Consider the following 20805-nt stretch of genomic DNA (forward strand, 5'->3'; position numbering starts at 1 on the left):
AGACGCAGCGCCGAAGGCTCCCCCAGACCGTCCAGGATCGCCGTCGCCTCCGACGAACTCACCGACCGCGCAGGACCGGACGCCTGCGGAAGCTTGTCTTGCGAGGTTTCTTGCCGTGACACCGAACCAACCTCACGCCCGGAGGGAAAACATGCGCGCAATCGCTTGCCGCCAATGGAGTATTTCGTTCGGGAGCGGGAACGCCCCCTAGTCGACGTCAAGCGGCGCGACCCCTGCCGCCTTGCCGTCCGCACCCAGGGTGATCTTCTGGATGCGGGCCTCGGCCTTCTGGAGCAGGCCTTCGCAATGGCGCTTCAGCGCCTCGCCCCGCTCGTAGATCGCCACCGACTCGTCGAGGGGGACATCCCCCTTCTCCAGGCGGCGCACGATGTCCTCGAGCTGCTCCAAAGCCTTCTCGAAGGGCAGGTCGAGGGCTGCCTCGTCCGCTCCGGACGTCGACGCAACGGCGGGTCGCGTGACACTCATTCTAAACTACCCCGTGATTCTGACGGTCTAAGCCTCCGGCCTGGAAGCCGACAACCCGATCCGGCCCGCGGATCGTCGTTTCGTCGTCCGGGGCGGCGTTTGCGCCACACCTTCGGCGCACCCGCCTTCGCGCGGGTCGCAAGCGCCGCCGACGTCGCTGAATTCGATGACTGTCCAAAGATTTAGGCGACGACCTGAAGGTCGGGTGTGAGCTCCAGGCGGAACGGTTTCCCCTCGAAGGCCTCGGCGCCGCGTCCGATCTCCGCGATCGCCGCGACCATGCGTCCGTCCCGGCCCAGCATGCGGTCGGCGAGGGCGACGAACAGGGCATTGGGCGTCGCCGACGGGGCCGCCGCGCGCAGGGACCGGGCGATCTCGGCCTCGTCGCGCGCCGGCACCAGGGCGCAGGCGGCGATGTAGGCCGCCGCGGTCGAGCGGCTGATCCCGGCGTAGCAGTGGATCAGCAGGGGCCTCGACCGGTCCCAGGCCCGGGCGAAGGCGAGGATTTGGGCGATATGGGCTTCGCCCGGCGTGACGTGGCCATCCATCGGGGCGACGATGTCGCTGACCTCGACGACGCAGTGGCGCCCCTCCGCGATTCCCTCCGGCCGGGCGATCGCGGTGCCCACCTTCATCAGGGTCATCAGGTGGGTCGCGCCGGACGCGTCCAGGGTCTCGGGCAGGCGGGACAGGGGGCAGACCTGGAGATGCGGCATCAGGGGAGATCCGGCTGCGCGAGGGCATGGAAGCGGGCGAGGAAGCGGGCCTGCGCCACGGCGGTGGGCCAGGGCGCCAGCAAGGCCTCGGCCTCGGGAGCGAGGGGACCGCAGGCGCCGAAGATCGCATCGGCCTCCCCGCCGGAGAACCCGGCCAGGCGCGTCGCCTCGTGATAGGCGGCGATGCCGTCGGCCCGCTTGACCAGGGCGGACAGGTCCGCGCCCGGCTCGGCGAGGCCGAAGCGCTGGCGGATGGCGGTCAGGAGCCGGCGCTCCACCGCCTTGTAGGAATCGCCGATCGCCGCCTTGAAGGGCGAGATGATGTCGCCGATGACGTATTCGGGCGCGTCGTGCAGCAGCAGTTCGAGGCAGTCGGCATCGGTCGAATCCGGGCACTGCGCCCGGCCGATGGCCTCCACCAAGAGGGCGTGCTGGGCCACGGAGAAGACGTGCGGCCCGGCCGTCTGCCCGTTCCAGCGGGCGACGCGGGCGAGCCCATGGGCGATGTCGGCGATCTCGATGTCGCGGGGGGCCGGGTCGAGGAGGTCGAGGCGCCGTCCCGACAGCATCCGCTGCCAAGCCCGGCCGGGATCACCGCTCATGCCGGGCTCCCGCCGGCGCGGTTGCCGAGGGCGGCGCAGGGCCCGTGCCGGTGGCAGCCGAGGAAGTGATCGTTGACGAGGCCGACCGCCTGCATGAAGGCGTGGACGATGGTCGGCCCGCAGAACGCGAATCCCTCCGCCTTCAGGGCCTTGGACAGCTTTCGCGAGATCTCGGTTTCGGTGGCAATGCCGCGACGGTCCTGCGCCGTGCCCTGGATCGGCGTGCCGTCGACGAAATCCCAGAGGAATGCGGAGAAGCCCGGCCCACGCGCCTCGATGCCGAGATAGGCCCGGGCCCCCGCGATGGTGCCGACGATCTTGGCCCGGTTCCGGATGATGCCGGTATCCTGCATCAGCCGGTCGATGTCGGCCTCGGTGAAGCGCGCGATCGCCTCGGGATCGAAGTCCGCGAAGGCGCGGCGGAACCCCTCGCGGCGGTGCAGGATGGTGATCCAGGACAGGCCGGCCTGGAAGCCGTCCAGGATCAGCTTCTCGTAGAGGGCGCGGCCGTCCCGCTCCGGCACGCCCCATTCGGTGTCGTGGTAGGCGACGTAGACGGGGTCGAGCCCGGCCCACCAGCAGCGGGCGCAGCCGTCGGGATGGTGGATCAGGCCGGAAGCGTCGGTGAGCATCGACGAGGGTTTAGCCGGGCGCGGCGGCGGCGTCGATCGCGGGGCGCGCTCAGCCGGCCGGCGCCGTCTCGGGGAAGGCGAAGGTCGCGAAGGCCGGCTTCTCGACGCCGACCGGAACCGTGCCCGCCCGCAGGGACTCGCCGGCCGCCAGGGCGTCGGCCAGGCGGTCGAGGCGCAGGGTGGCGAGGGCGCGCCCGCCCGCCACGCTGCCGACCGTGCCGAGCGCGCGCTGCCCGGCGGTGATCTCGGTCCCGGTCCGCAGCGGCTCGTCCGCGACCGCGACCAGCGGGACGATCCGGGTCCTGGCCGTCCCGCGATGCTGCATGCGCGAGACCACCTCCTGGCCGACATAGCAGCCCTTGCGGAAATCGACGCCACCGAGCTGGTCCATCAGGGCCTCGTGCGGGAAGGCGTCGGACCAGGGGAAGTCGCGCCCGCCCTCCGGGATGCCGAGGGCGATGCGGTGGGCGTGGTAGTCGGCCTCCGTCGCGTCCGCCGAGAAGGCGCCGAGCCGAAAGATCAATCGCTCGCCCAGCCCCGCGAGGCGGCCATCGCGCAGGCGGGCGACGTCGGCCGCGGTCTCGGCGCCGCCCCAGGCGGCCGCGACGCCCAGGGTGGGGTCGAGGGCGATCGTCACCTTGGCCCGCAGACGATAGAGTCCGAGGCGCTTGGCGAGATCGGGCGCACGCTCGGCGGCGGCGTCGAGCCGGAAGCCCTCCGACGTGCGGGCGACGAGGAAGTCGAACAGGATCTTGCCCTGGGGGGTGAGCAGGGCGCCGAGCCGCGCCTCGCCGGGTTCCAGGGTCTCGACGTTGCAGGTCACCACGCCCTGCAGGAAGCTCGTGGCCTCCTCGCCCGAGAGGGTGACGACGGCGCGGTCCGGCAGCAGGGCGATCGGCATGGCGACTCCTTCACGAGCGGCAGCGGCATTGCGCCCCGTCCGGGCCTGACATAAGCCGCCCGCGACCCCGTCTCAATGCGCGTCCGGAGCGCGGACGGCCCCAGGAGATTCGGAATGGACCAGCCCTTCGACCTCCTTCTCACCGGCGGCACCGTGGTGAACCAGGACGGCGCGACCCGAGCCGATCTCGGCATCCGCGCCGGGCGCGTCGCGGCGATCGGCGACCTCGCATCCGCTTCGGCCGCCGAGCGGCGCGACTGCACCGGCCTGCACCTGCTGCCCGGAATCATCGACAGCCAGGTGCATTTCCGCGAGCCGGGGCTCGACCACAAGGAGGACCTGGAATCGGGTTCGCGCGCCGCCGTCATGGGCGGCGTGAGCACGGTGTTCGAGATGCCGAACACCAACCCGCTCACCACCAGCGCCGAGGCCCTGGCCGACAAGGTCGCCCGGGCGCACCACCGGATGCATTGCGACTTCGCGTTCTGGGTCGGCGGCACCCATGAGAACGCACACCTCGTTCCCGAGCTCGAGCGCCTGCCGGGCGCGGCCGGCATCAAGGTCTTCGTCGGCTCCTCCACCGGCTCGCTGCTGGTGGAGGACGATGCCGGCGTCACCGAAATCCTGAAGCGGACCCGCCGGCGCGCCGCCTTCCACGCCGAGGACGAGCCGATGCTGCGGGCGCAGAAGGACCGGCGGGTGCCGGGCGATCCGTCCTCGCACCCGGTCTGGCGCTCGCCCGAGGCGGCCCTGAAGGCGACGCAGCGCCTCGTGCGCATCGCCCGGGCCACGGGGGCCCGCATCCACATCCTGCACATCTCCACGAAGGAGGAGATGGCCTACCTCGCCGAGGCGAAGGACGTGGCGACCTGCGAGGTGACGCCGCACCATCTCACCCTCGACGGCGACGAGGCCTATGCCCGCCTCGGCACGCTGGTGCAGATGAACCCGCCTGTGCGCGGCGCCGACCATCGCGACGGCATCTGGCACGGGCTGTCCCAGGGCGTCGCCGACATCCTCGGCTCCGACCACGCGCCGCACCTCCTGGAGGAAAAGGCCAAGCCCTACCCGGATTCCCCCTCGGGCATGACCGGGGTTCAGACCCTGGTGCCGATCATGCTCGACCACGTCGCGGCGGGCCGCCTGTCGCTCGCCCGGTTCGTCGACCTCACCAGCGCCGGCCCGAAGCGCCTGTTCGGCATCGCCCGGAAGGGCCGGCTGGCGGTGGGCTACGACGCGGACGTGACGGTGGTGGATCTGAAGCGCCGCGAGACCATCCGCAACGACTGGATCGCCTCGAAATGCGGCTGGACGCCCTATGACGGCGTCACCGTGACGGGCTGGCCGGTGGGCACCCTGGTGCGCGGCCACAGCGTGATGTGGGAGGGAGCGCTCACCGCGCCGTCCCGCGGCGAGGCGGTGCTGTTCGAAGAGGCCCTGCTGCCGGCCTGATCGCCGTCGCGCAGCAAAAAGGGCAGGCGCCCGGCGCCTGCCCCATGGTCGTCACACCGTCGCGCCGGAGCGGGCGACGGGCGGTGTCGTCAATGCTGCGGGCTGGTGGTGAAGGCGCCGCCGCGGATGCGGTCCGGGAAGCCCTCGGCGTAGCGGGCGGTGGCTTCCTCGCCATAGGTGGTGACGAGTTCCTGGAAGGCCGCGAACAGGGCGGCCTGGGCCATGCAGTCCCCGTCGAGACCGTCGAGACAGCCCTCGGCGAAGGCTTCCGAGACGTATCCCAGGGCGACGCGCTTGTCGTCGAGATCCGCCTCGAAGGGCGCGGAGACCGTATCCATGTGCATGGGCCACATCATCGTTTGCGCCGGTGAACGACCCCGGCGAGTAACCATGAGGATAGGGCGATCGGTGGAGATCGCAAAGCCAGGAATTGCGAAGCGGTTAACGCGGGCGCTCAAATTCTTCGTTTTCGCGTCCCGCCCGTACCCTGTGGCGGACCGGCATCACTACCCGCCGAACCGGCTCGCCAGGGCATGCGAGAGGCGCTCGCCCTCGGCCACGTAGCGGGCGGCCGCCTCGGTCGCGGCGGGGGTGCAGACCCGGTAGGTCAGGCTGTAGCCGCGGTAGCCGCGATTGTAGGCGCCGGCGAGGCGGTCGCGCCGGCTCGGGGTCACGCCCTCGGCCTCCATCAGGGCCTTCATCCGGGCCGGCCATTCGGCGGCATCCGGTGCGGCGCAGAGCTCGCGCAGGAAGGCCAGCGAGCCGATGACCTCCGAGAGGCGGAGCAGGTCCCGATCGTAGGGCGCCGGCGGCGGCTCGGGCGGAGGCGGCGGCTCCTTCTCCTTCTCGGCCGGCTTCGGGGCCGCCCGGGACGAACCGCCCCGGGATTGCTGCGCGAAGCCGGAATCCGGCAGGGCCATCAGCACGGCCAGGCCGGATGCGACCGCGAGTCCCGCACCGAGAATCCTCACGCCGCCGGCTCCGTGCGACGGGCAGCCCGGGCGAAGGCCTCGCGGACGGTATCGGCGAGGCCGGGGGTGGTCGCCAGGGTCTCGATCTCGGCGAGCGTGGCCCAGCGGACGCCCAGGGCTTCCGGGCCGGCCTCCGGCTCGCCGCCGCGCCAGAGGGCGGCGTGGGGATGGACGACGTAGTGATGGCGCACGCGGCCCGTGGGGTCGCGCAGGATGATCTCGGTGGGGCTCAGCACGCCGACCACCTCGGCCGATAGCCCGACCTCCTCCTGCAATTCGCGCAGGGCCGCCTCGGCCAGGGGCTCGCCCGCCTCGACGAGGCCGCCCGGAAGGGTCCAGACGCCGCGCATCGGCTCGTTGGCCCGGGCGGCGAGGAGCACGCGGTCGTCGCGCAGGACCGCGATCGAGGTGCCGACGAAGGGCCGCGTCGGGAACAGGCGGGACTCGGCCGCCTCCGGATCGGCGCCGCTCACGGAGTCACCACGGCGATGCGCCCATCGGCGAGGCCGACGAGGAGGCGGGTCGCAGGGCCCCGGCCGAGGCTGGCGAGGCCGAAGGCGGCCAGGCCGGGCAGGGGGGCCCGCGACCGCTCGCGGATGCCCTCCTTCAGGGAGAGGATCGCCACGGCGCTCCGGTCGGCGATCGGCAGGGCGAGGTCGGGGGCGCCCTCGCGCTCCGGCTCGACCAGGGCCGCGAGGTCGACCTCGCCCTCGCCCGGGGAGACGTTGGTGTAGCCCGGCGCCTCCCGGGCGAGACGCAGGGCGCCGCCCTCGGGGGTCCAGACCTGCAGCCGGCCGGCGCCGTCGGGCGCCGCCACGGCCGCGACCTGCGGCCGGCCGGTCCCGGAGAAATCCGCGAACGCGGCCGGCTTCAGGGGCTGGCCGCCCGGGCCGGGGGCCTGCTCGGGGCTGCGCGCCAGTAGCGTCCAGCCCGTCCCCGCCTCGGCCTTGCCGTACAGGGCGAGGGCGGCCCCGCCGGTGGGGGCGACGGTGACGGCGAGGACGACGGGCCTGCCGTCCAGACGCCCGATCCGGGGCCGGCGCAGGGCGAAGGCCGTGTCGGGAGCGGGGGTGAGCGTGGTGGTCGCCACCGGCACGGGCTTCGGGTCGCCCCCCATCGCCACGGGCTGGCGCTCGCGGAGGACGAGGCTTCCGGCCTGCTCGGGGCCGCTGGCCAGGGCCGGCACGGGGTTCGCCAGATGCGCGCTCAAGGGACCGGAGACGGCGCGCCGGGAGCCGGGCAGGGCGCCGCGCGGGGTCTCGGCGGCCGCCAGCCCCTCCACCGCCTCGGCGCCGAGCAGGGTGGTGGTCACCTGCCCGTCGACGAGGCTGAGGGCCGCGCCGCCGGCATCGCCCCAGACCACGGCGATCGGCGCCTCCGGCTCGACCGCGGCCGGATCGGCGCTGCGGGGCCGGGCGAGGGGCAGCAGGCCGGAGGTCGCCACAGCGATGGCGACCTCGCTGCCCGGCCCCCGGAGCGCCCGGGCCCGGAACGGCAGGTCGAGGATCGTCACCGACGGCTCCGCGCAGGCGGGGGCCGCGGCGATCAGGAGCCCGATGAGAAGCGCGCGGCGCGCCCCCCGGTCAGACATGCTGGCCGCCGTTGATGTGCAACTCGGCGCCGTTCACGTAGGAGGAGGCCTCGGTGCACAGGAAGTAGATCGCCTTGGCGACCTCGTCGGGGGTGCCGAGCCGGCGTTGCGGAATCCCGGCCACGATCTTGTCCGTGCCCGGCGACAGGATCGCGGTGTCGATCTCGCCGGGCGAGATCGCGTTGACGCGGACGCCGAGGGGCCCGAAATCGCTCGCCATCTCCCGGGTCAGGCCGGCCAGGGCCGCCTTGGAGGTGCCGTAGGCGGCCCCCGCGAAGGGATGCACGCGCGAGCCCGCGATCGACGTGACGTTGACGATGGAGCCCTTGGCCCGGGTCAGCTCCTCGCAGAGGCCGCGGGCCAGGAGCAGGGGTGCGAACAGGTTGACCTGGAACACCCGCTGCCAGGCTCCGAAATCGGTGGCGATGGCGCCCAGGCGCTCGCCCTGCGGGCCCTTGGGCGAGATGCCGGCGTTGTTGACCAGCGCGTGCAGGAGGCCGCCCTCGGCGGCGAGGCGCCCGGCCACCTCCTCGATGCCCCGCAGGGTATCCTGCGGATCGGAGAGATCGACCTGGAGGTGATCCTCCGGCCCCATCTCCCAGGGGCAGTTCTCCGGAAAGGCGTGGCGCGAGCAGGTGATCACCCGCCAGCCGGCGGCCGAGAACCGTTTGACGGTGGCGTGGCCGATGCCACGGCTCGCCCCCGTGAGCAGCATGATGCGCCGGCGTTCGTTGGATGAGGCCAAGACCGTTCCTTCAGGATCGGGAGGCCTCCGGCCGGCGAGACCGCCGTGCCGCCGAGAAACCCCCGCGCCACGCTCAGGTCTAAGCGGCGCGGGTCCTAAAATCCAGGGTCATCCCGCGACGCAGCACGGCGGCGCGGGCGTCACGGATAGAGCCGCGCCCCGCGCCAGGGGCCGCCGTCGGAGGGACCGCCGTCGCGGGTGAAGCGGACCCGGTCGTGCAGGCGGAAAGGACCGTCCTGCCAGAACTCGATCGAGACCGGGGCGATGCGAAAGCCGGTCCAGTTCTCGGGGCGCGGCACCGGGCCCTCGCCGTAGCGCTCGGCCAGGGCCGCGACCTCGCGCTCGAGGGTCGCCCGGTCGGCCAAGGGGCGCGACTGGCGGCTCGCATGGGCGCCGAGGCGGCTGTTGCGCGCGCGGCTGGCGAAATAGGCATCCGCCTCCTCCGCCGTGACGCGGCTCACCGGGCCGCGGGCGCGGACCTGCCGGCGCAGGCTCTTCCAGTGCAGCACCAGGGCGGCCTGCGGGTTCTCGCGCAGTTCCTCGCCCTTGGCGGAATCGACGTTGGTGTAGAACACGAATCCGCGCGCATCGACGCCCTTCAGCAGCACCACGCGCACGTCCGGCAGGCCGTCGGCCCCGGCCGTGGCCAGTGCCATCGCGTTGGCATCGTTGGGTTCCGAGGCCTCGGCCTCCGCCATCCAGGCCGCGAACAGCGCCCAGGGATCGGCGGCGCGGGTGAAGTCGCCGTCCGGCCCGAGGGCATCCCCGGCGGAACTCCGGGACGCGGGATCATCGATCCTTAACCGTTCCAAGGCGTAATCCTGTGGTGAGATCCGGGTCGGGGGCACCGACGTGGGACACGAACGTTTTCGGCCCAACACGTCGTTTGAGATCAGGTGTAATGCGTCGGCGCGACTGTAAAGCCCAGGCCGTCCCAGAAATTCGTGTCCGTCGCCGGTCGAGGACCGTGCCGCAGCGCGCCGCGCAGGCCGTCGGCCTCGGCCTGCTGTTCGGCCTCGGCGGCTGCGGGCTGCCGATCATCACCTTCCAGGCGGAGGAGACCGCGGCGGCGTCCGGCCCCGTCGTGCAGGCGGCCAAGCGCGGCGATCCGGCGAGCCCGGCGCTGCCCGACGAGCCGACCAGCACGGGCAGCATCGACAAGCGCCCCCTCGGCTTCGGCAACGACCTCGGCGCCGAGGATTGGCGGCGCGCCAACGCGGCCCTGGCGGTCGCCCTCGATCCGCAGGGCAACGGCCGCCCGGTGAAGTGGGACAACCCGGAGACGACCCTGCGCGGCTCGGTGAATCCCACCGGCCTGCCCTACGTCGCCAACGATCTCGTCTGCCGCGATTTCCTCGCCTCGGTGATCTCGCCGGCGGGCAGCCGCTTCGTGCGCGGAACCGGCTGCAAGCCCTCCGGCGGGGACTGGACCCTGACCCGGGTGCGGGCCGCGAAGGCGGCCTCCTGAGGCCATCGCCGGGGGCGGTTTCGGGTCCGTTCGGATCGCAGGGCGAACAGAAGCGTTGACGCCGCGCCAATCGCAGCGAATTCTTGCGCGAGACCGTTGCAGAGAAGCAACAGGCCGTCCACATGACAGACGAATCCGAAGGAGCCGGGCCCGTGCCCGGTTCCAGGCGGCACCGAGAATCCTGAAGACCGATGCGAAATCCCTACGATGTGCTGGGTGTCTCCAAGGGCGCCAGCGAAGCCGACATCAAGAAGGCCTACCGCAAGCTCGCGAAGGCCTACCATCCCGACCGCAATCAGGACGACGCCAAGGCCAAGGACCGCTTCGCGGAGGCCAACAGCGCGTATGAGATCCTGGGCGATGCGGGCAAGCGCGCGCAGTTCGACCGCGGCGAGATCGACGCGGACGGCAAGCCGCGTGCGACCGGCTTCGAGGGCTTCGGCGGGTTCGGCGGCGGTCGCGGCGGCGGCGGGGGCTTCGACTTCGAGAGCGCCGCGCGGGGCCGCGGTCCCAGCGGGGGCGGCGGCATCGGCGAGGACATCTTCTCCCACCTGTTCGGCGACGCCTTCCGGGCGGCCGGCGCCGGCCCGGGCGGCCCGCAGCGCGGCCCGGTCAAGGGCGAGGACGTGGCGGCCGAGCTCAGCGTGAGCCTGGAGCAGGTCGCGAGCGAGGAGAAGCTGCGCCTGTCCCTGCCGGGGGGCCGCGACGTGGACGTGGTCGTGCCCAAGGGCGTCGTCGACGGCCAGACCATCCGCCTGCGCGGCCTCGGCAATCCCGGCGGCCTGCGGGGCGCGCCGGGGGACGCCCTGCTGACCATCCGCATCCTGCCCCATGCCCGCTTCACCGTGGACGGCGCGGACCTGCGCGGCAGCGTGGAGGTTCCCCTGGAGGACGCGATCCTCGGCGGCCCGATCCGGGTGCCGACCCTGACCGGCGCGGTCGAGATGAAGATCCCGCCGATGACGGGCTCGGGCCGCACCTTCCGCCTCCGGGGCAAGGGCCTGCCGAAGAAGGACGGGACGCGGGGCGACCTCCTGGCCGTCACGGCCGTGATGCTGCCCAGCAGCGAAGACCCGGCGCTCACCGAGTTCGCCCGGGCCCGGCGCGCGGCCAAGGCCGGCTGACCGGGCGGCCTGACGGAGCCGGCCGTCCGGGGCTTCGCCGGAGGCGCGACGGCCCTCCGGCGCTGTCAGGCGCCGGACTTCCGTCCCAGGCGCGCCTCCGCTAAGGATGCCCGGCGCGAACACGCCGATCCGTCGCCCGACGGGCCTTGTCGGCACGCGCCACGGCTCTCGCTCAGGTGACACATGGCGGACACGCACCCGGTTCACGATCACGTCGGCGGTCTCCTCGCCGGCAAGCGCGGCCTGGTGCTCGGTGTCGCCAACAACCGTTCGATCGCCTGGGGTATCGCCAAGAGCGCGGCCGCCCACGGCGCCAAGCTCGCCTTCACCTACCAGGGCGACGCCCTCAAGAAGCGCGTCGAGCCCCTGGCGCGAGAACTCGACGCCCACGTGGTCGGGCATTGCGACGTCACCGATCCGGCCTCGATCGACGCGGTCTTCGCCGCCACCGCCGAAGTGTTCCCCGAGGGCATCGACTTCGTGGTCCACTGCATCGCCTTCTCGGACAAGGACGAGCTGACGGGTCGCTACGTCGAGACCTCGGAGGCGAACTTCACCAAGTCGCTCCTGATCTCCTGCTACTCGTTCACGGCCATCGCCCAGCGCGCCGAGAAGCTGATGCCGAACGGCGGCTCGCTCCTCACGCTGACCTATTACGGCGCCGAGAAATGGATGCCGCACTACAACGTGATGGGCGTCGCCAAGGCCGCGCTCGAGGCCTCCGTGCGCTACCTCGCCGCCGACCTCGGCCCCTCGAAGATCCGCGTCAACGCGATCTCCGCCGGCCCGATCAAGACGCTGGCCGCCTCCGGCATCGGCGATTTCCGCTACATCCTCAAGTGGAACGAGTACAACGCGCCCCTGCGGCGCACCGTGACCATCGAGGAGGTCGGCGAGACCGCCACCTACCTCGTCTCGGACATGAGCAAGGGCATGACCGGCGAGATCCTGCACGTCGATGCCGGCTACCACGTCGTCGGCATGAAGAACCCGGAAGCCCCGGACCTCAGCCTCGACAAGGAGTGACGGTCGGCGGCGCGCCGCCTCAATCGTCCTCGTCGAAGGCGCCGAACAGCTTCAGGCCGTCGATCCAGGTCGCGCCCTCGCGCTTGACGACCCGGTGGGGGCGCGTCCCGCCCTGGGCCAGGATGGCCTCGGCCAGGCGCTCGGAATGGGTCACCAGCCAGACCTGCGTGCGCCCGGAGGCCGTCACGATCATGCGGGCGAGGGGCTCCAGCAGGTCGGGATGCAGGCTGGTCTCGGGCTCGTTGAGGGCGATGAACGGCGGCAGCCGGTAGGCGAGCAGGGCGCCGGCGAGGGCCAGGAACCGCAGCGTCCCGTCGGAGAGTTCGGCCGCCTCGAAGACCCGCTTCGGATAGTCGGGAAACACCATCCCGAACCGGGCCTGGCGCCCCGGCACCGGAAGGTCCAGGCGGGCGCCGGGGAAGGCGTCGTCCACGGCTGCCGCGAGGTCGACCGTGTCCTGGCGGATATGCGCGAGCGTCGCGAACACGGCGGCGAGGTCCGAGCCGTCCGACGACAGGGTCGGGGTCGTCACCGCGAGGCAGGGGCGACGCAGCGCCGAGGCGGCGTCGGTCCGGAAATCGTGGTGGAAGCGCCAGGCCGTCAGGGCGCTGCGGACCTGATGCAGTTCCGGATAGGCGCCGCCGTCCTGGATGGTGCCGAGCACCGTCTCGGACGACAGCAGATCGTCCCCGAGACTGCGCTTGCGCCCCTCTGCGTCGCGCAGGAAGCCGCCCGGCCCGTCGCGGTGGAGCAGGGTGGCGGGTCGCCGGGCCGAGATCAGGCGAAGCCGCTCGGTCTTGAATTCGGGCTCCAGAGGAAAGCCGGCCGCGGCCTTGGGCGGCTTGCAGCCGACCTCGACGGCATAGTCGTAAGCCAGGCCGGTGACGTCGTCGGCGAGTTCGACGCTCCAGCGGATCCGGGCCGACTCGTGGACCTTGCGCGTGCCGGCCCAGCTCACGGATTCCATGCCGCCCTCGGCCACCAGATTCCGGATCAGGATGCCGGTGGCGGCCGATTGCAGGCATTCCAGCGCCCGGTAGAGGTTGGTCTTGCCGACGCCGTTGGCGCCGATGAAGACCGAGAGCCCCCCCACGGGGAAGCGGATCGCCCGCAGCGACCGGTAGCCCGACACGGCGACGTCACGGACAGTCAGCATGCCTGGGCTCCCATCGGTCGCGCGGGCCCCGCGAGACGCCGGATACAACCTTCGGGTTCATCGCCGCACCGGGTCAATCCGGAACGGTCGTCCCCGCGATCCCGGCCTTTGCCTCCGGAAATTGCGGGTCCATCGCCTCCAGGGTGTCGGCGATGGTGCGGGCCACGAGGAGGTTGCGATACCACTTCCGATTGGCCGGAACCACGTGCCAGGGCGCCTGGCGGGTGGAGCATTCGGTCAGCGCATCCGCGAAGGCCGCCTGGTAGGCGTCCCAGGATCGGCGCTCCACGAGATCGGCGGGGTCGAACTTCCAGTGCTTGTCCGGGTTCGCGATGCGGGCCTCCAGCCGCTCCTTCTGCTCGTCCTTCGAGATGTGGAGGAAGAACTTGAGCACGGTGGTGCCGGAGGCGGCGAGCATCCGCTCGAAATCATTGATCTGCGCGTAGCGGGCCCGCCAGACCGGCTCGGGCACGAGATCCTTCACCCGCACCACGAGGACGTCCTCGTAATGGCTCCGGTTGAACACGTTGATCATCCCGCGCGCCGGCGCCTTGGCGTGGTAGCGCCACAGGAAATCGTGGTCGCTCTCCTCGGCGCTCGGCACCTTGAATGACCACACCCGGCAGCCCTGCGGGTTCACGCCCTCGAACACGGCGCGGATGGTCCCGTCCTTGCCGCCGGTATCGATGGCCTGGAAGACGACGAGCAGGCTGCGCTTGTGCTCGGCGTAGAGCCGCTCCTGCAGGGCGACGATGCGGGCGCGCTCGGTGACGAGCGCCGCCTTCGCCTCGTCCTTGTCGAGGCCGCCATCGGCGTCCGGATCGATCGCCCCGAGGTCGCAGCGGCGTCCCGGCTGCACGGTGGCGATGCCGGGGGCGGCGGGCGCCGGGCGGTGGTCCACGGTCTCGACGGCCGCCCGGGCCAGGCTCTCGGCCGCGCGGGCCCAGTGGGCGGAGGAGGGCGGGTGCCCGGCCCGGCGCGCCTTGTCCTTCTTGCGATGCGGATCGGCCTTGGGATGCGCGCCGTCCTTGCGGTGCGAAACGTCACGCTGCGACGCCGAAGCCCCGGTTTCTTCCGACCTCTGGCCCCGGCGATGCTTGCCGTGATGCTTCGACATGATGAGACTCGCTCCCTCGGTGACGGGCGGACCGGGGCGGCCGCCGAGATGCAGGGCCAGGATGTGCAGGGCCAGGATGTGAGTGCGCAAACGGATAGCCCGGCTCGGCCGTTCCGGCGAGCGGCGGGCATGAGGCCGTGAATCCGATCTACTTCATCCGCCACGGCCAGACCGACTGGAACGCCGAGGGGCGGCTCCAAGGACAGCGGGACATCGACCTGAACGCCGAGGGCCTGCGCCAGGCCGGCGCGGTGGGCGACCGCCTCGCCGGGGCCACCGGCGGCGCCGATCTCGCCGACATGGACTTCGTCGCGAGCCCGCTGACCCGGACCCGGCGGACCATGGAGACCCTACGCGCGGCCCTCGGCCTCGACCCGGAGGGCTACCGTCTCGATCCCCGCCTGACCGAGATCAGCTTCGGCGCCTGGGAGGGCTCGACCTGGGCCGAGATCCGGCGCTGGGATTCCGCCGGAGCGCTCGCCCGCGACCGCGACCGCTGGGGCTATCGTCCCCCCGGCGGCACCGGGGAGAGCTACGCCATGCTGGTGGAGCGGGTCACGCCCGCCATCACCGCGCTGACGCGGCCCACCGTGATCGTCGCCCATGGCGGCGTCGCCCGGGCGATCCTGGTGATCCGGGGCCATCTCGGCATCCGCGAAGCGCCCCGCATCGGAATCCGCCAGGGCAGCGTCCTGGTCCTCGACCGGGCCGGGTGGCGCTGGGCCTGACCTGCCAGTCCACTTCGGCGGTCCACTTGCCCGTCCTACGCGTTCAATCCCGGTTCAAGCCGGCCGTCCAAACGTGCTAGACGCGCCGTGATTTCGGCGCGATCCGGGCGCCTACCCGGCCAGGAGGACGGCACCCGATCGATCGGGCGCCGGCAGCGGAGCAGCGGATGACCAGTCTCGCCGAGACGACCCGGCCCCGGGCGGCAGCGCGCGGGCCACAGGAGACGAGTCCCTCGACGGACGCGGCCGGCCCGGGGGCGGTCCTGCGCGGCGAGGTCCGCCCCGACCTCATCCGCGACGAGACCCTCAGCGAGATCTTCCGCGCGAGCGCCCGGGCGCGGCCCGACCATCCGGCCCTCGTCGACGGCGCCCGCACCGGCCCCGACGGCGGCCATCCGGCCTTCACCTATGCGGAGGTCGAGGCGCATGCCGGGGCGATCGCCCGCGGACTCGGTCATCGCGGTATCGGCCCCGGCGACGTGGTCGGCCTCTGGATGGCGCGGGGGCCCGACCTGCTGATCGCCCAGATCGGCATCACCCTGTCGGGTGCGGCCTGGCTGCCCTTCGACGCCGAGGCCCCGGCCGACCGCGTCGCGGTCTGCCTGGACGACGCCCAGGCCAAGGCGCTCCTGGTCTCGCCGGCCCTGGAGCCGCAGGCACCCGCCGGCACCCCGAGCCTGACGGTGGCCGGGCTCGCCGCCGCGACGCCGGCGGAGGCCGCGCTCCCGGACCCGCGCGCGGCGGGCCTGACGCCGGAGCACCCGGCCTACCTCATCTACACCTCGGGCTCGACCGGCGTGCCGAAGGGCATCGTCATCAGCCACGCCAACATCTGCCACTTCCTGCGCTCGGGGAACGCGCTCTACGGCATGCGGCCGGACGACGTGGTCTTCCAGGGCGCCTCCGTCGCCTTCGATCTCTCAATGGAGGAGATCTGGGTGCCCTACCTGGTCGGCGCGACGCTGTTCGTGGCCTCGCCGGCCATGATGGGCGACGTCGAGAGCCTGCCGGACATCATCGCCCGGGCCGGCGTCACCGTCCTCGACACGGTGCCGACCCTGCTCGCCATGATCTCGCGGGACCTGCCGAGCGTGCGCCTGGTGCTGCTCGGCGGCGAGGCCCTGCCCGAGCCCCTGGTCGCCCGCTGGGCGACGGCCTCGCGACAACTCTTCAACACCTACGGGCCGACCGAGGCCACGGTGGTGGCCACCGCCGCCGAGATGCGGCCGGGCGTGCCCGTCACCATCGGCGGCCCGATCCCGAATTACTCGGTGTATGTCGCGGGCGAGGCGCTCGAGCTTCTCGCGCGGGGGCAGCAGGGCGAACTCCTGATCGGCGGCCCCGGCGTCGCCAAGGGCTACCTGAAGCGCCCCGAACTGACGGCGGAAAAATTCATCGCCAACCCCTACGCCTCGGACGGGACCGACCCGGTCCTGTACCGCTCCGGCGACGCGGTCTCCCTGGATGCGGCCGGCAACATCCTGTTCCACGGCCGCATCGACGACCAGGTCAAGATCCGCGGCTTCCGGGTCGAGCTCGGCGAGATCGAGTCGCGCATCCAGGTCCTGCCGGGGATCAACCAAGCGGCCGTGGTGCTGCGCCAGGACGACGGGGTCGACCGCCTGGTCGCCTTCCTGGTACCCGAGCGCGGCACCGAGATCGACAAGGCCGCCCTGCGCCATACGCTCGCCGAGCAGATGCCGCCCTACATGGTGCCGGGCCATTTCGAGACGGTGGAGGTGCTGCCGCGCCTGACCTCCGGCAAGGTCGACCGCAAGGCCCTGCGCATCGCCACCCTCACGGTGGCCGACACGTCGGGCGAGCAGGAGCCGCCGCGCAACGAGACCGAGGCGGTGCTGCTCGCCGCCGCCAACCGCATCTTCGGCAACCAGGCGATTCCCCTCGAGGGCGACTTCTTCGCCGATCTCGGCGGCCACTCGCTGCTGGCCGCCCGCTTCGTCGGCGCGGTCCGCGAAGTGCCGGCCCTCGCCGCCATCACCCTGCAGGACGTCTACGGCCAGCGCACCCTGCGGGCCATGGCCGACACGCTCATCGCCCGCACCGGCGGCGTCGGCACCGAGATGGCGATCCGCGATCTCAGCTTCCCGGCTCCCTCGCTGCGGCGGCGCTTCCTCTGCGGCCTCGCGCAAGCCGCGGCCCTGCCCTTCGTCATCGCCCTCGCCACCGCGCAATGGCTCGGCATCTTCGTGACCTATCTGCTGCTCACCGGCGGCGGGCTCGGATTCTTCGGCGAACTCGCCGTCCTGCTCCTGGTCTATATCGGCATCAACGCCGTGACGGCCGCGGTGGCGGTGGCGGCCAAATGGCTGATCCTCGGGCGCACGAAACCCGGGCGCTATCCGCTCTGGGGGGTCTACTATTACCGCTGGTGGCTGGCGCAGCGCCTGACGCCCCTGGTCCACATCAAGTGGCTCCAGGGCTCGCCCGCGATCGTGTTCTACCTGCGGCTCCTGGGCGCCGATATCGGTCAGGACGCGCTGATCTCCGACGCGGAGATCGGCGCGCCGGACCTCCTCAGCGTCGGCCCCGGCGCCTCCCTGGGCGGGCGCCTCGTCATCGCCAACGCGGAGGTGGTGGGCGACGCGCTGATCATCGGGCGCGTCCGCATCGGCGCGGATGTGGCCATCGGCGCCTCCTGCGTCATCGGTCCCGACACGGTCATCGGCGACCATGCCGAGATCGGCGATCTCACCACCATCCCGACCGGCACGCGGGTGGGTGCGGCCGAGATCTGGGACGGCTCGCCCGGGCGCAGGGTCGGCGCGGCCGACCCGGAGGCGCTGCCCGCGCCGGCCACGGCCTCGCCCGGGCGGCGCCTCGCCTTCGCGGCGCTCTACACCTTCCTGCTGGCGGCGATCCCCGCCATCGGCCTGCTGCCGATCTTCCCGGCCTTCTACATCTTCGACCAGCTCAGCGATTCCCTCGGCGACATCACCGACATCGACTATCACTGGTACCTGCCGCTGCTCACCTGGCCGACCGCCATGCTGATGACGGCGGGCACCGTGCTGCTGATCGCGGCGATCCGCTGGGTCGTACTGCCCCGCGTCTCCTCGGGCACCCACTCGATCTACAGCGGCTTCTACATGCGCAAATGGGCGGTGGCGCTGGCCGCCGAGGTGACGCTGGAGACGCTCTCCTCCCTGTTCGCCACGGTCTACATGCGGGCCTGGTACCGCCTGATGGGCGCCCGGATGGGGCAGGGGGCCGAGATCTCCACCAACCTCGCCGGGCGCTACGATCTGGCCGATATCGGCGCGCGCAACTTCATCGCCGACGAGGTGGTGTTCGGCGAGGAGGAGATCCGGCGCGGTTGGATGACGATGCACGAGGTCCAGACCGGCCCGCGCGTCTTCGTCGGCAACGACGCCGTGGTGCCGCCCGGCGCCGTGATCCCGCAGGACGTGCTCATCGGCATCAAGTCGAAGCCGCCGGCCAACGAGTTGATGAATCCGGGCGACACCTGGTTCGGCTCGCCGCCGATCAAGCTGCCCTCGCGCCAGCGGGTCGATCTCGGCTCGAACACCCAGACCTACGAGCCCGGCATCGGCCCGAAGCTCCGGCGCGGCATCTTCGAGGCGTTCTCGACCTCGTTCTCGCCGATGCTGTTCATCACCCTCGCGATCTCGGCGATCGATTTCTACTTCTACCCGGCGATCCTGGCCCAGGACTGGACCGGCCTCGCGGTCAGCTTCGTGGCCGTCTCCGTCGCCATCGCCTTCATCCAGTCCTTCACGGTGATCGCGGTGAAGTGGCTGCTCATGGGCGTCTACAAGCCCGGCATGCAGCCGATGTGGTCGTGGTGGGCCATGCGCACCGAGGCCGTCGCGGTGCTGTACTGGGGTCTCGCCGGCAAGGTACTGCTGGAGCACCTCGTCGGAACCCCCTTCCTGCCCTGGATGCTGCGGCTCCTCGGCGTGAAGGTCGGCCAGGGCGTGTGCATGCTCACCACAGACATCACCGAGTTCGACTGCGTCACCATCGGCGACTTCGCCACCATCAACCGCACCTCCGCCCTGCAGACGCACCTCTACGAGGACCGCATCATGAAGGTCGGCCGGGTCGAGGTCGGCCGCGGCGTCTCGGTGGGCGCCTTCTCGACGGTGCTCTACGACACCAAGGTCGGCGCCTACGCCCGCCTGCGCCCGCTCACCATCGTGATGAAGGGCGAGTCGATCCCGGCCCATTCGGAGTGGGAGGGGGCGCCGGCCGTGCCGGTGGTGCACGCCAAGGCGTGAGGACGAGACCCGTCTTCGTTCTCCGCTAGGCACTCGCCGGAATCGCTGTAGGATATCCGCATGAACGACATGGCGCCCGCCTCCGTCTCCAACGTCCAGAGCTTGCTCGGAACCTGGCGCCGCTTCGGGCAGGTCGGCCCCGTCTATGAGATCATCAGCGTGGGCGATCCGCTTCCGGACGGCGACCGGACGATGCGGATTCGTGTGCTGGAGACGCGTGAGGAAGTCGATTACCGGCTCGCCGACATCCTGGACGATCCCCGGGAGCGCTGATGTTCGCCATCGCGTTCGACCTCGTGGTCGCGGAGGCGCAGGCCCACCATCCCAGGGGCGTTTCGCAGGCCTACAGCGACATTCGCACGACGCTTTCGGGACACGGCTTCGATTGGGTGCAGGGAAGCCTGTACACCAGCAACGACGAGGACCTGGCGAAGCTGTTCTCCGCGGTCATGGCCCTGAAGCAGCTCCCGTGGTTCGCCCGCTCGGTCCGTGACCTGCGAGCCTTTCGCGTCGAGCAATGGTCGGATTTCACGGCTCTCATCAAGGCGTAGGCCCGACCGGCATCCCGCGAAACTGACACCGGGCAGAGCCGGCCATCCTCGGAAAAAAGCCGGCGAAGCCGAAGGCTCCGCCGGGATTCTTGCACCGATCGCCGCGGCGCGGCCTGCGCCTCAGGCCGCCTCGGGCTTCGGGCCGAGGCGCTTGTCGAGATAGGTGTCGACGGTCTGGGTCAGCTCGTCGACCTTGCCGTCGAAGAAGTGGTTGGCGCCGTCCACCATCTGGTGCTCGATGATGACGCCCTTCTGGGTCTTCACCTTCTCGATCACCGGCATCACCTCGCGGGCCGGGGCGACCCGGTCCTCGGAGCCGTGCACGAACAGGCCCGAGGAGGGGCAGGGGGCCAGGAAGGTGAAGTCGTAGCGGTTGGCCATCGCGGCGATCGAGATGAAGCCCTCGATCTCGGGGCGGCGCATCAGCAGCTGCATGCCGATCCACGAGCCGAACGAGACGCCGGCGATCCAGCAGGCGCGGGCCTCCGGGTTCACCGACTGCACCCAGTCGAGGGCCGAGGCCGCGTCGGAGAGCTCGCCGGTGCCGTGGTCGAACGCACCCTGGCTGCGGCCGACGCCGCGGAAGTTGAAGCGCAGGGCCGCGAAGCCGCGATTGGCGAAGGTGTAGAAAAGATTGTACACGATCTGATTGTTCATCGTGCCCCCGAACTGGGGGTGCGGATGCAGCACGATCGCGATCGGCGCGCCCTTCTTCTTGGGCGCCTGGTAGCGCCCCTCGAGACGGCCGGCGGGACCGGTGAAGATGACTTCGGGCATGGGAACCAACACTCCTGAGCGGATGGCCCGGGCGGGCATCGCGCGGTGGATCGCCGGCTCGGCGGGAACTCGCGCGCATCCGACGCCTGGGCAAAGCCGTGAGGCGTGCCTTGACTCGTCCGGCCACGAACCTAAAAGCGCTCTTAGAATAATTCTAGCGAACTAGAATCGCTCTAAACAAGCGTCGCTCGAGCCAGCTTCGGACCGGCGCGTTCCCCGCACGAGAGGCGACCGGAACACGTATCGTGTCCGGGCCTTAGCATGATCGTGGGGGGCAAAAGCAAGGATTTGTCGTTTTCCACCTTGACGCTGCCAGTGGTTTTTCCCGGATGACTTCGCCCCGCGCCTATCTCGACCACAACGCGACCTCCCCGGTTCGGCCGGAGGTGGCGGCTGCCGTGGCGCGGGCGCTCACCCTGCCGGGCAACCCCTCGTCGATCCACGCGGAGGGCCGGGCGGCCCGGGCCGCCCTGGAGACCGCCCGGGACGCGGTGGCCCGGCGG

The 20805-nt window shown here is 71.6% G+C and carries 21 protein-coding genes and 3 pseudogenes; 10 read left to right on the forward strand and 14 right to left on the reverse strand.

Annotation, left to right across the window (positions count from 1 at the left end; translation table 11 throughout):
• Positions 1-207: 207 nt before the first annotated feature.
• From AC3WLN_RS19840 to ygfZ, 5 genes are all read right to left on the reverse strand, one after another.
• On the reverse strand, positions 208-486 hold the full coding sequence (locus AC3WLN_RS19840) for an exodeoxyribonuclease VII small subunit (RefSeq protein WP_463777215.1): 279 nt from the start codon (positions 484-486) through the stop codon (positions 208-210).
• A 182-nt stretch (positions 487-668) separates the two neighbouring features.
• Positions 669-1202, reverse strand: coding sequence for a tyrosine phosphatase family protein (locus tag AC3WLN_RS19845; protein WP_492484121.1), 534 nt, complete (start codon positions 1200-1202; stop codon positions 669-671).
• Positions 1202-1804 (reverse strand): YfbR-like 5'-deoxynucleotidase, encoded by a 603-nt coding sequence (locus AC3WLN_RS19850; RefSeq protein ID WP_492484123.1) that lies wholly within the window; start codon positions 1802-1804, stop codon positions 1202-1204. Before AC3WLN_RS19850 ends, AC3WLN_RS19845 begins: the two co-directional genes overlap by 1 nt.
• Positions 1801-2436: a DNA-3-methyladenine glycosylase I gene (locus AC3WLN_RS19855; RefSeq protein ID WP_492484125.1), complete on the reverse strand. Its 636-nt coding sequence runs from the start codon at positions 2434-2436 to the stop codon at positions 1801-1803. The genes AC3WLN_RS19850 and AC3WLN_RS19855 overlap by 4 nt, the downstream gene beginning before the upstream one ends.
• A 49-nt stretch (positions 2437-2485) precedes the next feature.
• Positions 2486-3337 carry a CAF17-like 4Fe-4S cluster assembly/insertion protein YgfZ gene (gene ygfZ / locus AC3WLN_RS19860; protein WP_492484127.1) on the reverse strand — a complete coding sequence of 284 codons (852 nt, stop codon included), beginning with the start codon at positions 3335-3337 and terminating at the stop codon, positions 2486-2488.
• Between the two features lie 114 nt (positions 3338-3451).
• On the opposite strand from ygfZ, the gene AC3WLN_RS19865 reads away from it, so the two are divergent.
• Complete coding sequence (locus AC3WLN_RS19865) at positions 3452-4789, forward strand: dihydroorotase (RefSeq protein ID WP_492484129.1); 1338 nt, start codon at positions 3452-3454, stop codon at positions 4787-4789.
• A gap of 89 nt (positions 4790-4878) precedes the next feature.
• Here AC3WLN_RS19865 and AC3WLN_RS19870 read toward each other — a convergent pair whose 3' ends face one another.
• The 6 genes from AC3WLN_RS19870 to pdxH all read right to left on the reverse strand — a co-directional run bounded on the left by AC3WLN_RS19870 (position 4879) and on the right by pdxH (position 8908).
• Complete coding sequence (locus AC3WLN_RS19870; RefSeq protein WP_056469536.1) at positions 4879-5133, reverse strand: hypothetical protein; 255 nt, start codon at positions 5131-5133, stop codon at positions 4879-4881.
• 162 nt (positions 5134-5295) lie between these two features.
• Positions 5296-5709 (reverse strand): TIGR02301 family protein, encoded by a 414-nt coding sequence (locus AC3WLN_RS19875; RefSeq protein WP_492484153.1) that lies wholly within the window; start codon positions 5707-5709, stop codon positions 5296-5298.
• 47 nt (positions 5710-5756) lie between these two features.
• Positions 5757-6233, reverse strand: coding sequence for an NUDIX hydrolase (locus AC3WLN_RS19880; RefSeq protein WP_492484131.1), 477 nt, complete (start codon positions 6231-6233; stop codon positions 5757-5759).
• Positions 6230-7351 carry a serine/threonine-protein kinase gene (locus AC3WLN_RS19885; protein WP_492484133.1) on the reverse strand — a complete coding sequence of 374 codons (1122 nt, stop codon included), beginning with the start codon at positions 7349-7351 and terminating at the stop codon, positions 6230-6232. Before AC3WLN_RS19885 ends, AC3WLN_RS19880 begins: the two co-directional genes overlap by 4 nt.
• Entirely contained in the window at positions 7344-8066 is a 723-nt protein-coding gene (locus tag AC3WLN_RS19890) for an SDR family NAD(P)-dependent oxidoreductase (RefSeq protein ID WP_463780417.1), read from the reverse strand. Before AC3WLN_RS19890 ends, AC3WLN_RS19885 begins: the two co-directional genes overlap by 8 nt.
• Before the next feature lie 170 nt (positions 8067-8236).
• A complete protein-coding gene (pdxH, locus tag AC3WLN_RS19895) occupies positions 8237-8908 on the reverse strand; it encodes a pyridoxamine 5'-phosphate oxidase (protein WP_492484135.1) in 672 nt (223 codons plus the stop codon).
• Positions 8909-8997: 89 nt separating this feature from the next.
• Here pdxH and AC3WLN_RS19900 point away from each other — a divergent pair, with 89 nt between their 5' ends.
• From AC3WLN_RS19900 to fabI, 3 genes are all read left to right on the forward strand, one after another.
• Positions 8998-9564, forward strand: coding sequence for an RT0821/Lpp0805 family surface protein (locus AC3WLN_RS19900; protein ID WP_492484137.1), 567 nt, complete (start codon positions 8998-9000; stop codon positions 9562-9564).
• 191 nt (positions 9565-9755) lie between these two features.
• Entirely contained in the window at positions 9756-10688 is a 933-nt protein-coding gene (locus AC3WLN_RS19905; RefSeq protein ID WP_492484139.1) for a DnaJ C-terminal domain-containing protein, read from the forward strand.
• A 183-nt stretch (positions 10689-10871) separates the two neighbouring features.
• Positions 10872-11714 carry an enoyl-ACP reductase FabI gene (gene fabI / locus AC3WLN_RS19910; RefSeq protein WP_492484141.1) on the forward strand — a complete coding sequence of 281 codons (843 nt, stop codon included), beginning with the start codon at positions 10872-10874 and terminating at the stop codon, positions 11712-11714.
• A gap of 19 nt (positions 11715-11733) precedes the next feature.
• Here fabI and AC3WLN_RS19915 read toward each other — a convergent pair whose 3' ends face one another.
• A complete protein-coding gene (locus AC3WLN_RS19915; protein WP_492484143.1) occupies positions 11734-12870 on the reverse strand; it encodes an AAA family ATPase in 1137 nt (378 codons plus the stop codon).
• A 73-nt stretch (positions 12871-12943) separates the two neighbouring features.
• Positions 12944-13987, reverse strand: a complete 1044-nt coding sequence (locus AC3WLN_RS19920; RefSeq protein WP_492484155.1) for a polyphosphate kinase 2 family protein — start codon at positions 13985-13987, stop codon at positions 12944-12946.
• 137 nt (positions 13988-14124) lie between these two features.
• Here AC3WLN_RS19920 and AC3WLN_RS19925 point away from each other — a divergent pair, with 137 nt between their 5' ends.
• From AC3WLN_RS19925 to AC3WLN_RS19945, 5 genes and pseudogenes are all read left to right on the forward strand, one after another.
• Positions 14125-14715: a histidine phosphatase family protein gene (locus AC3WLN_RS19925; protein ID WP_492484145.1), complete on the forward strand. Its 591-nt coding sequence runs from the start codon at positions 14125-14127 to the stop codon at positions 14713-14715.
• 167 nt (positions 14716-14882) lie between these two features.
• A pseudogene (locus AC3WLN_RS19930) lies at positions 14883-16754 on the forward strand (non-ribosomal peptide synthetase); the annotation flags it as partial.
• Positions 16755-16871: 117 nt separating this feature from the next.
• Positions 16872-18974: pseudogene (locus tag AC3WLN_RS19935) on the forward strand (Pls/PosA family non-ribosomal peptide synthetase); the annotation flags it as partial.
• A 60-nt stretch (positions 18975-19034) separates the two neighbouring features.
• A complete protein-coding gene (locus AC3WLN_RS19940) occupies positions 19035-19247 on the forward strand; it encodes a DUF5397 family protein (protein WP_492484147.1) in 213 nt (70 codons plus the stop codon).
• Positions 19247-19525: a virulence factor gene (locus tag AC3WLN_RS19945; protein ID WP_492484149.1), complete on the forward strand. Its 279-nt coding sequence runs from the start codon at positions 19247-19249 to the stop codon at positions 19523-19525. The genes AC3WLN_RS19940 and AC3WLN_RS19945 overlap by 1 nt, the downstream gene beginning before the upstream one ends.
• A 120-nt stretch (positions 19526-19645) precedes the next feature.
• Here AC3WLN_RS19945 and AC3WLN_RS19950 read toward each other — a convergent pair whose 3' ends face one another.
• Positions 19646-20302, reverse strand: coding sequence for an alpha/beta hydrolase (locus tag AC3WLN_RS19950; protein ID WP_492484151.1), 657 nt, complete (start codon positions 20300-20302; stop codon positions 19646-19648).
• A gap of 329 nt (positions 20303-20631) precedes the next feature.
• Here AC3WLN_RS19950 and AC3WLN_RS19955 point away from each other — a divergent pair.
• Positions 20632-20805 (forward strand): annotated as a pseudogene (locus tag AC3WLN_RS19955) (cysteine desulfurase); the annotation flags it as partial.

The organism is Methylobacterium sp. FW306-05-D (assembly GCF_058782155.1).

Excerpts from the sequence above, each read along its gene's own strand:
- ygfZ (WP_492484127.1), bottom strand. The coding sequence starts at position 3,337 with ATGCCGATCGCCCTGCTGCCGGACCGCGCCGTCGTCACCCTCTCGGGC.
- AC3WLN_RS19875 (WP_492484153.1), bottom strand. The coding sequence starts at position 5,709 with ATGGCCCTGCCGGATTCCGGCTTCGCGCAGCAATCCCGGGGCGGTTCG.
- fabI (WP_492484141.1), top strand. The coding sequence starts at position 10,872 with ATGGCGGACACGCACCCGGTTCACGATCACGTCGGCGGTCTCCTCGCC.
- AC3WLN_RS19870 (WP_056469536.1), bottom strand. The coding sequence starts at position 5,133 with ATGCACATGGATACGGTCTCCGCGCCCTTCGAGGCGGATCTCGACGAC.
- AC3WLN_RS19905 (WP_492484139.1), top strand. The coding sequence starts at position 9,756 with ATGCGAAATCCCTACGATGTGCTGGGTGTCTCCAAGGGCGCCAGCGAA.
- AC3WLN_RS19890 (WP_463780417.1), bottom strand. The coding sequence starts at position 8,066 with ATGCTGCTCACGGGGGCGAGCCGTGGCATCGGCCACGCCACCGTCAAA.
- AC3WLN_RS19840 (WP_463777215.1), bottom strand. The coding sequence starts at position 486 with ATGAGTGTCACGCGACCCGCCGTTGCGTCGACGTCCGGAGCGGACGAG.
- AC3WLN_RS19845 (WP_492484121.1), bottom strand. The coding sequence starts at position 1,202 with ATGCCGCATCTCCAGGTCTGCCCCCTGTCCCGCCTGCCCGAGACCCTG.
- AC3WLN_RS19855 (WP_492484125.1), bottom strand. The coding sequence starts at position 2,436 with ATGCTCACCGACGCTTCCGGCCTGATCCACCATCCCGACGGCTGCGCC.
- AC3WLN_RS19915 (WP_492484143.1), bottom strand. The coding sequence starts at position 12,870 with ATGCTGACTGTCCGTGACGTCGCCGTGTCGGGCTACCGGTCGCTGCGG.
- AC3WLN_RS19865 (WP_492484129.1), top strand. The coding sequence starts at position 3,452 with ATGGACCAGCCCTTCGACCTCCTTCTCACCGGCGGCACCGTGGTGAAC.
- AC3WLN_RS19950 (WP_492484151.1), bottom strand. The coding sequence starts at position 20,302 with ATGCCCGAAGTCATCTTCACCGGTCCCGCCGGCCGTCTCGAGGGGCGC.
- AC3WLN_RS19945 (WP_492484149.1), top strand. The coding sequence starts at position 19,247 with ATGTTCGCCATCGCGTTCGACCTCGTGGTCGCGGAGGCGCAGGCCCAC.
- AC3WLN_RS19850 (WP_492484123.1), bottom strand. The coding sequence starts at position 1,804 with ATGAGCGGTGATCCCGGCCGGGCTTGGCAGCGGATGCTGTCGGGACGG.
- AC3WLN_RS19920 (WP_492484155.1), bottom strand. The coding sequence starts at position 13,987 with ATGTCGAAGCATCACGGCAAGCATCGCCGGGGCCAGAGGTCGGAAGAA.
- AC3WLN_RS19940 (WP_492484147.1), top strand. The coding sequence starts at position 19,035 with ATGAACGACATGGCGCCCGCCTCCGTCTCCAACGTCCAGAGCTTGCTC.
- AC3WLN_RS19900 (WP_492484137.1), top strand. The coding sequence starts at position 8,998 with ATGCGTCGGCGCGACTGTAAAGCCCAGGCCGTCCCAGAAATTCGTGTC.
- AC3WLN_RS19885 (WP_492484133.1), bottom strand. The coding sequence starts at position 7,351 with ATGTCTGACCGGGGGGCGCGCCGCGCGCTTCTCATCGGGCTCCTGATC.